Origin of the sequence: uncultured Ellagibacter sp., assembly GCF_934636505.1 — a bacterium.
Lineage (GTDB): Bacteria > Actinomycetota > Coriobacteriia > Coriobacteriales > Eggerthellaceae > Ellagibacter.
Map to the genome: position 1 here is coordinate 1 of NZ_CAKUAL010000071.1, position 9,574 is coordinate 9,574.

Annotated in this window: 6 protein-coding genes; 4 read left to right on the plus strand and 2 right to left on the minus strand. The window is 63.8% G+C overall.

Features of this window, described 5'->3' with window-relative positions; all coding sequences use genetic code 11:
* The 4 genes from Q0G18_RS07875 to Q0G18_RS07890 form a co-directional block, all read left to right on the plus strand.
* On the plus strand, window positions 1-1,791 hold a 1,791-nt coding region (locus Q0G18_RS07875), incomplete at its 5' end, for a YgiQ family radical SAM protein (protein ID WP_297151697.1).
* 8 nt (window positions 1,792-1,799) lie between these two features.
* The gene (locus tag Q0G18_RS07880) at window positions 1,800-4,709 is read left to right on the plus strand and encodes an FAD-dependent oxidoreductase (RefSeq protein ID WP_297151702.1); all 2,910 of its coding nucleotides are present in this window, start codon (window positions 1,800-1,802) and stop codon (window positions 4,707-4,709) included.
* Entirely contained in the window at window positions 4,706-5,062 is a 357-nt protein-coding gene (locus Q0G18_RS07885; protein WP_297151704.1) for a DUF1667 domain-containing protein, read from the plus strand. The genes Q0G18_RS07880 and Q0G18_RS07885 overlap by 4 nt, the downstream gene beginning before the upstream one ends.
* A 169-nt stretch (window positions 5,063-5,231) precedes the next feature.
* Window positions 5,232-7,058 carry a nucleoside-diphosphate sugar epimerase/dehydratase gene (locus tag Q0G18_RS07890; RefSeq protein ID WP_297151707.1) on the plus strand — a complete coding sequence of 609 codons (1,827 nt, stop codon included), beginning with the start codon at window positions 5,232-5,234 and terminating at the stop codon, window positions 7,056-7,058.
* 83 nt (window positions 7,059-7,141) lie between these two features.
* Here the strand turns inward: Q0G18_RS07890 and Q0G18_RS07895 are convergent, their stop codons facing one another.
* Together Q0G18_RS07895 and Q0G18_RS07900 are read right to left on the minus strand one after the other, a co-directional pair.
* Complete coding sequence (locus Q0G18_RS07895; RefSeq protein WP_297151710.1) at window positions 7,142-8,257, minus strand: glycosyltransferase; 1,116 nt, start codon at window positions 8,255-8,257, stop codon at window positions 7,142-7,144.
* 7 nt (window positions 8,258-8,264) lie between these two features.
* Window positions 8,265-9,574, minus strand: a 1,310-nt coding sequence (locus Q0G18_RS07900) for a cell wall-binding repeat-containing protein (RefSeq protein WP_297151713.1), incomplete at its 5' end; no start/stop codon positions are given.

Here is a 9,574-nt window from a genome sequence, read left to right on the forward strand (position 1 = left end):
CGTCCCGACCACGCGGTTGTGGTGTACTCGAACCTGATCAGACGCGTGTTCAAGGACGTTCCCATCATCATCGGGGGCATCGAGGCGAGTTTGCGCCGCCTTGCCCACTACGATTACTGGTCGGACTCGCTTAAGCGGTCGATCCTGCTCGATTCGAACGCCGACCTTGTGTCCTATGGCATGGGGGAGCACTCCATCGTGGAAATCGCCGATGCCCTGAATTCGGGACTTTCGGTCAGCGACCTTACTTTCATCGATGGCACGGTGTTCCGCACGCGCTCGCTTGAGCATGTCTACGACTACGAGCTGCTGCCCGCTTACAGCGCTATGCGCGCCAACCCGCGCGCCTATGCGGAAAGCTTCGCCGTACAATACGCCAACAGCGATCATGTGACGGGAAAACGCCTGGTCGAACCCTATGGCGAGCACGAGTTCGTCGTGCAGAACCCGCCCGCCGCCCCGCTTTCGACCGCCGAGTTCGATGCAGTCTATCGCTTGCCGTTCGTCCGCTCCGCGCACCCCGACTACGATGCCGCGGGTGGGGTTCCCGCTATCAAGGAAGTGAAGTTCTCGCTCGCGAGCAACCGCGGGTGCTTCGGCGAGTGCGCCTTCTGTGCGCTCACGTTCCACCAGGGGCGCGTCGTGCAGGTGCGCAGCCGCGCCTCGCTTGTCGCGGAAGCCGAGGAGATGACGCACGATGCCGACTTCAAAGGCTATATCCACGACGTCGGCGGCCCGACGGCGAACTTCCGCGCGCCCGCCTGCCGCAAGCAGGTGGACCACGGCGCTTGCCGGGGGAGAAGATGTTTAGCGCCCGAACCATGTAAGAAACTCATTGCCGACCATTCCGACTACATCCGCCTCTTGCGCGAGCTGCGTGAGGTTCCCGGCGTGAAGAAGGTGTTCGTTCGCTCGGGCATCCGCTTCGACTACGTGATGCTCGATGAGAAGCATGGGCGGGAGTTCGTGCGCGAACTGGCCGAGCATCACGTGAGCGGGCAGCTGCGCGTCGCGCCCGAGCACGTTTCCCACGGCGTCTTGTCGTGCATGGGCAAGCCCGACCACGCGATCTACGAGCGTTTCGTCTCGCTGTTCGAGGAGGAGAACGCCCGCGCGGGCAAGAAGCAGTTCATCGTTCCCTACCTTATGTCGTCGCACCCGGGGTCGACCATGAAAGAGGCTGCTGAGCTGGCCGAATTCGTTCGCGACATGGGCTTTAACCCCGAGCAGGTGTCGGATTTCTACCCGACGCCCGGAAGTTTGGCCACGGTGATGTACTTCACGGGGCTCGATCCGCGCACTATGAAACCGATTTACGTGCCGAAAAACCCGCATGAGAAGGCGCTTCAGCGCGCGCTCATCCAATACCGCGACCCGAAGAATCGCGACCTGGTGCGCGAGGCGTTGCGCCGCGCTGGCAGGGAGGACCTCATCGGCTTCGACGCGAAATGCCTCGTGCGACCGGAGGGGGCGCACGGGGGCGCGCTGTCGAAGGGGAAGGGCACGCCGAAGGGGAAAGCGGCGCCAAAGGGGGATGCCCGCAGGAGCGGCTCTTCGGGTAGTGCTCCCAGTCGCAAGGGGAAGTTGTCTCGCTCGACCGGCGGCAGGGGTAAGCCAGCCCGGCAGAGTGGCGGCAAGGATGAAGCCTGGTGCTCGCCCGGCGGCAAGAGCGGGAATTCCCATCCAGGCGGCGGCAAGGGCAAGGTTCCCCATTCGCACACCGGCAGGGGCAAGCGCAAAGAATCCCCTGGTGAGAGACGGCACGATCGAGGAACGAAGAGGAAAGGGTAGGTTCGCGTATGCAGGAAGGGAAGGCTTGTTCCTTCGATGTGGTGGTTGTCGGAGCTGGCATTGCCGGGTGCACGGCGGCCCGCGAGCTTGCGCGCTACGACCTGTCCATCTGCGTGCTCGAGGCGGGAAACGACATCGCCTGCGGCGCAACGCGTGCGAACTCCGCCATTGTGCATGCGGGCTTCGATCCCGTGCCCGGCACGCTGAAGGCGCGCTTCAACGTCGAGGGCTCGAAGGCATATCCGCGCTGGTGCGACGAGCTTGGCGTGCAGTTCCGTCACAACGGCTCGATGGTGCTTGCCTTCGACGACGAGGGCCGTTTGAAGCTCGATGAGCTCGCCCGCCGTGCCCAGGCGAACGGGGTCGAGGGTGTGCACATCGTGTCGGGCGATCGTGCGCGCGAGATGGAGCCGAACGTCTCGCCCGAGGCTGCCTGCGCTCTCGTGGCGCCGACGGGCGGCATCGTCGATCCCTACGGTTTCGCCTTCGCGGCGGCCGAGAACGCGTGTGGCAACGGCGTGAGGTTCCTGTTCAATCACCGCGTGGAGCGCATCGTTCGCGCGGACGGCGGTTTTCGCGTCGAGGTCGCGGGGGAGCGTTTCTCCGCGCGGGCGGTCGTGAATGCAGCGGGACTTTTCGCTGACGAGATGAACAACATGGTCTCGGGGAAGCGCTTCTCCATCACGCCGCGCCGGGGCGAGTACTATCTCTACGACACCGAATACGCCACCACGTTCGAACACACGATGTTTCAGGTGCCCGGCCCGCTCGGCAAGGGAGTGCTCGTCACGCCCACAATTCACGGCAACATGCTCATCGGCCCGAACTCGGTTTCCCAGGCATCCAAGACCGACCTTTCGACGACGCAGGAGGGGCTTGCCGACATCGTCGAACGCGCGCGCCGCACCTGGCCTGCGGCTTCTCCCCGCGGTGCTATCACGAACTTCGCAGGGCTGCGCGCGGCGGGCGAATCGGGCGACTTCGTCATCGGCGAGGCGGCGGATGCGCCCGGGTTCTTCAACATCGCCTGTTTCGAATCGCCTGGCCTGACGTCTGCTCCTGCGGTGGCGACCTTCATCGCCTCTCAGGTTGCGGCTCGCCTGGGCGCAGGCAGCAACCCGTCGTTTAATCCGCGCCGCGCGCCGCAGCTTCCCTTCACGGCCATGACCGACGAGCAGCGCGAACGTGCTATTGCGAGCGATCCGGCGTTCGGGCATGTGGTCTGCCGCTGCTGCGAGGTGACCGAGGCGGAAGTGGTGCGCGCGCTGCATGGCCCCCTTCCCGTGCTCTCGCTCGACGCGATCAAGTGGCGCACGGGCGCTACGATGGGGCGCTGCCACGGCGGCTTTTGCTCGCCTGAACTTGTGGAAATCATGTCGCGCGAGCTGGGTTGCGCGCCCGACGCGATCGACAAGCGGCTTGCGGGGTCGAGGATGATCGCATCCGCCCGCGCCGACTACGTCGAGCTCGTGCGCGCGGGCGGGAGCCCCTCCAAAGGTGAGGCTCCTGAGGAAGCGGATGCGCGACATGCGGCGTCGGAGGTGCGGCGAAGCGAGCTGGGTGCGCCCGCGCGGATCGAGGGTAGCTTCGACGTGGTCGTCATCGGCGGCGGCGCGGCGGGCATGGCGGCGGCTGCGAGCGCGCGGCGTGCGGGCGCGGCTCGCGTGGCCATGGTCGATCGCGAGGAGCGCCCGGGCGGCGTGCTCAAGCAGTGCGTGCACAACGGCTTCGGCCTGCACCGCATGAAGGCTGAGCTCACCGGCCCCGAATACGCGGCGCAAGAGGAGCAGGCCGTCATCGATGCGAGCGTGATCTGCGAATACGGCGTATCAGTGCTGCGCATCGACGACGAGGGCTCAGGAAAGCTCGTCGTCGGCACACGATTCGGTGCCGAACTTTTCCTCCACGCGAAAGCCGTGGTTTTGGCGACGGGAAGCCGCGAGCGCGGGCTGGGGGCGCTCGGCATCGCGGGGGCGCGTCCCTCAGGGGTCTACACGGCGGGTTGCGCGCAGAATTTCATGAACTTACAGGGGCTTGTCCCCGGATCGACTGCGGTGGTGCTCGGTTCGGGCGACATTGGGCTTATCATGGCGCGCCGCATGTCGCTTTCGGGAATCAGGGTGCTCGGCGTGTACGAGATCATGCCGTTCTCCTCGGGGTTGCGCAGAAACATCGTGCAATGCCTCGACGACTTCGGCATCCCGTTGCACCTGTCGCGCACGGTGGTGCGGCTCGAGGGCGAGACGCGCTTGAATGCCGTCGTCGTGGCGGACGTCAATCCTGCGACGCGCCGTCCCATCGAGGGCACCGAGGAGCGCGTCCCCTGCGACACGCTGGTGCTTTCGTGCGGACTCATTCCCGAAAACGAGGTTGCGAAAACGGCGGGGGTGACGCTCTCTCCGATAACGGGGGGCGCCGTCGTCGACGAGCGCTTGGCAACGAGCGTGCCCGGAATTTTTGCCTGCGGAAATGCTCTTCATGTGCACGATTTGGCGGACTTTGCGTCCGAGGAAGGCGAGCGGGCGGGGGCTTCTGCGGCCGCCTTCGCGCGTGGCGACACGTCGGCCGCAACGCGCACGAAGGGCGTGCCGAGCGAGTCGTCCATCGAAGTGGTAGCCGGAAAAGGCGTGCGCTACGTCGTGCCCCAGGTAATTTCCCGTGATGCGGAAGAGCCGGTGACGCTTTCCTTCCGCGTATCCGATGTTATCGAGGGTGTGCGGTTCGAGGTTCGCTCGTGCGATGACGCGGGTGCGGGCGAGGTGCTTGCGCGGGCTCGCGATATGGTGGCAGTTCCCGCCGAGATGCGGCGCATGAAGGTCGATGCGGGGAGCCTTGCTGGCTGCTCGCGCATCGTCGTGTCGGCGGTAAGCGGGCTTGCCGCGCGACAGGTGCCCGCCACGGAAGGGGGGGCGCGATGAGCCGGAGAATCACCTGCATCCAATGCCCGATGGGATGCATCATGAACGTCGGGTTCGCCGAGAACGGCGAGGTTACGAGCGTCGAGGGCAACTCGTGCGGCCGTGGGAAGAAGTATGCCCAGGCCGAGGCAACTAACCCGGTCAGAACTGTGTGCGGCACCGTCTGCGCTCGGGGATGCCTGGAGCCAGTGAGCTATCGGACGAGCGCGCCGGTGCCCAAGGCGCTTGCGGGGGATGTCGCCCGCGTGGCGGCGGGGCTCTCCCTGTGCGTCCCCATCGCATTGGGCGATGTCATCTGCGAGAACGTGTGCGGCACGGGGGTTTCTCTCGTAGCGACGAAGTCGGTGGGGTAGGGCTGTCGCGCCGCCTCGTCCCACCACCGTCTCGACATGAGCGACGCGTCGCGCGCAGCCCCATCCGTGCAGTGTTTCTGCAATGCGGTCGGTCGTTCTCGCAATCGTATACAATCATAGGGTTGTATATCAGCGGCCGCGGTGCCGTTAATCCCGAGCGAGGGCACGCATGGATTTGCACATAGCGAAGCGCACGGCGCCTCTGTTAATTCTGGACATCATCGCCACGTACGTGGCCTATTGGCTGGCATCGCTTCTGACCAACGTCTACGACGAGGTGTTCACCAGCAACGAGATCTTTTTCATCCTGGGAATCCTCGCCGTGGTGAACATCGTGATCATGGGCGCGTTTCGCCTGTACAACAATTTATGGGAATACGCGAGCGTTGACGAGGCGCTGCAGATTGTGCTTTCCGTTGTCATATCAACCCTGGTGGGAGCCGTGTTCTTGTGGGTTATCAACGTGAGGCTTCCCATTCGCGTGTTCATTGGCGCGTCGATTCTGCTCGTGTTCCTCATGGGCGGTTACCGTCTTTTGTGGCGCATCAAGCGGCGCAAGAAGCGCGCATTCTCGGGCAACAACGTCGACCGCCTGCGGACGCTCGTCGTCGGTGCGGGCGAGACCGGCTCGCTTACCATCAATCGTATGGCCACGAAGGACCCGAACATGCCGGGTATTCCTATCGTCGCGACCGATGACGACCCGGCCAAGCGGGGCATGCGCATTCATGGCGTGAAGGTGGAAGGCTCGACCGACGACATCGAGGAGCTGGTGCGTAAGTACGATATCCAGCAGATCGTCGTTGCCATTCCCTCGTCGACCCCCGCCGAGCGCAAGCGCATCTACAAGGTGTGCACGAAAACCGAGTGTGTGCTCAAGACGCTGCCCAACATCCGCGATCTGCGCATCGACGAGCTGGGCGATGTTGCCCTGCGCGACGTCGACGTGACCGACCTTTTAGGGCGCGAGGAAGTGCAGCTCGACATGCGCATCGCGTATGCGTACGTTGCGGGCGAGACTGTGCTCGTCACGGGTGGCGGCGGCTCGATCGGCAGTGAGCTGTGCCGTCAGCTGGCGAAGGTCGCGCCGCGCTGCATCGTCATCTTCGACATCTGCGAGAACGACGCCTACATGCTTCGCCAGGAGCTGCTTCGCTCCTACGACGATATCGCGATCGACATTGAGATCGGCAGCATCTGCAACGAGGCGCGCGTGAACGAGGTGTTCGAGAAGTATCACCCGGCGGTGGTGTTCCACGCGGCCGCCCACAAGCACGTGCCGCTTATGGAGGTATGCCCGCGCGAGGCAATCGAGAACAACGTCTTCGGCACGTTGAACGTGGTGCGCGCGGCGGACGCCTTCGGTGTGGAGCACTTCACGTTCATCTCGACCGACAAGGCCGTGAACCCCACTTCGGTCATGGGCGCCACCAAGCGCATGGGCGAGATGATCATGCAGTACTATGCGCGTACGTCGAAGACCGTGTTCGCGGCGGTGCGCTTCGGCAACGTGCTCGGCAGCAATGGCAGTGTGATTCCCCTGTTCAAGAAGCAAATTGCGGAAGGCGGCCCCGTGACGGTGACGCATCCCGATATCGAGCGCTTCTTCATGACCATTCCCGAGGCGGTGCAGCTTGTCATCCAGGCGGGCGGCATGGCGAAGGGCGGCGAGATCTTCGTGCTCGACATGGGCGAGCCGGTGAAGATCGCAGATCTGGCGAAGAACCTCATCCGCCTGTCGGGCGCGCATGTGGACATCGTCTACACCGGCCTGCGCGACGGCGAGAAGATGTACGAGGAGCTGCTGATGGACGAGGAGAACACGCTTCCCACGTCCAACCATTCGATCATGATCTCGCAGGGCCAGGAAATCAGCCACGAGCAGGTGGCGCAGAAGCTCGGCGAGCTGCAAGAGGCAATCCGCGACACCGATGAGCAGGCAATCAAGATTCTCGAAGAGGCCGTTCCGACCTATCACTTCACGAAGAATCGCTAAAAAATGCCCGCAACCAGGGGAGGTTGCGGGCATTGCTCGCTTAGCGGCTTCTCGTCGCGTTACCTCGCGACGGAGCTTGCTGCCTACTCGTTGGCCTCGCGGGCGCGGTGCTTCTTGAAGTAGTTGGTGGTTGCGAAGAACGTGTTCACGACGCCTGTGTTCTTCAGGTTATAGAATCCCTGTCCCATAAGCCCGCGCACATAGGCGAGCTTATCGATGTGCGGGCACTCCAGGCCGCGGAGGTCGGCGAACAGGCGCTTACAGCCAGGGGAAATCTCGGGGTCCGAGAACACCAGGTCGGCGTCCATACACTCGAACATGTGGGTCGCCGCCTCGCGCACGCCCTCGCCGTCGAGCCCGACGACTTCCAGGATGCCCGAGAGGTACGTGAAGCCGCGGCTGTTGTGCGCGCGCAGGATGCGCTCGTCGGTCACGCCGAGCTTCTCGAGGATGTCCATCATGTCATTCCAGCGCTCGAGCGGCAGAAGCGTGCTGCGCTTTGCGAACGCTTCGGACTTCTCCGGCGTCTCCTCGCGATAACAGTAGTATTCCTTATCGGTGTAGAGGATGCGGTCGGTCTGGCAAAGCGTCTCGATGAGGAACGGGTTGTCAGCCCAGCCCGCGCCGGGAATCTCGCGGAATCGAATGCCCTTGTCAACCAGGTATTGCTTGCGATAGATCGCCGACCAGATGGATGGGTGATGGCACAGCAGATGCGCCGCGTCCTTAATGGCAAACGGTTGGACAGGCGGATTGATGCGTCCGTGGTAGCTGCAGTTCATCTTGCGCTGCTTGGGCGTGTCGGGCAACCAGATGCGCCAATAACCCGACTTCACGATGTCGATCGGCTCGGGGTACATGCGCGCGAGCGCGAGCAGGTCGGAATACATGCCGCTCTCGATCCAGTCGTCGGGTTCGAGGATGGAAATCCACTCGCCGTGCGACTCGTCGAGCCCGCGGTTACAGGTGGCGCCGTAGCCTTGGTTGTGCTTGTCGATCACCACGATGCGCTCGTCGCGCGCGGCATGGGCGCGCATGATGTCAAGCGAGTTGTCGGTGGAGCCGTCGTTTAAGCAGATGATTTCCAGGTTCTTGTACGTTTGCCCCTCGACGCTGTCGAGCGCCTGATCGAGATAGGGACCTGCGTTGTAGATGGGGATGATGACGGAAACCAACGGTGCGAACTGCGAAGATGACATGATGCTCCTATTCGTTTTCCTGCGTATCCGCGGACGCAGCGTTGTCGGGCGTGGCGTCCGCGCGCTCAGTCTCGACAGGCTGTGCGTCCTCGGCACTCGTATCCGCAAGCCCTGCGTCCACGAGCGCTTCCTGCACAGTCTTCCCAAGCATCTCCTTGTCGAGGCGCCCGAACTGCGAGGAATCGCCCAAGAAGGTGAGGTGCTTCACGCTGCCGCCCTTCTTCTTGATGTAGCTTATGGCGTGCGCGACGCTGTCGAGGTTTTGCGGGTCTTCCAGAAGGAAGGCGGAATCGGTCTTGGCGGCCCAGGCGCCGGCGGCGAACGCGTCGGCGGGGTTCCATACCGAGCTCACGATGAGGTTGTCGACCGTGAGTCGTGCGCCCTCGACTTGGCCCGAAGTGATAAGGTCGTTGATCTTCTCGTTGGCGTCATAAGGGTTCTTACCGATGAGGCGCTCGCTTTTCACGCCGTGCTCGGCGCAGGCGGCGAGGAACGTGTCGGGGATATGCTTGTCGACGCCCAGCGCAATCAGATCGGTGAAGTCGCCGCCCTGGATCGACGCTGCCGTGGCGTCGTCGATCACGCCGAGCTCGCGAATGTAGAACACGGGGATATGCTGGTTGAACAGCAACGGCGAAAGCGTGATCAGGTCACCCAAGCAGTCGTGGTGCGCGATGATTGCGAGCTTGCTCCAGCCGGGCACGCCGTCTTCCTCCGCCGCGCGCTTTCCGAAGTCGAAGATGAGGCGTGCAAGCTCGACCGACTCGTTGCAATCGATGCGGCAGATCGCACACCCGTCGCCTGCAGCGTCGGCCGCCTGCTCGGCCACTTCGGAAGAGAGCACGTCCTCGCCGCCCAAGACGACGATGCGGCGCGGCGCGAGGCTCGCGATTTCCTGCGCGACCACGTCGGGCAGCGACTCGTTCTTCGAGAGCAACACCGGCGCGTCGAGCATGCCGGAGAGCCCTTGCGCGGACATGCACGGCAGGCTGAAGTCGCCCGACGCCAGGATGACGCTACCACCTTGCGCGAACTTGCACTTCTCTGCGATTTTCACGGCGGTGCCGTAGCGGTTCTCGCCGGCGACGGAGCTCACGAGCCCCTCGGGCACGCGGGTGGGGGAGTTCAGCATGCTGAACACGGCGGCCTCCGACTCGGCCGAGCCCACATGCCCGCCGAGCACGCGGTAGGTGCGGCATACGTCGGCAGCCGAGCCCATCATGCGGGTGTGGCCCTTCTCAATCCAGATGGCCTTGTTGCACAAACGCTCGATCTGGTCGTTGTTGTGCGACACGATGAGCACGGTGACGTCGTGCT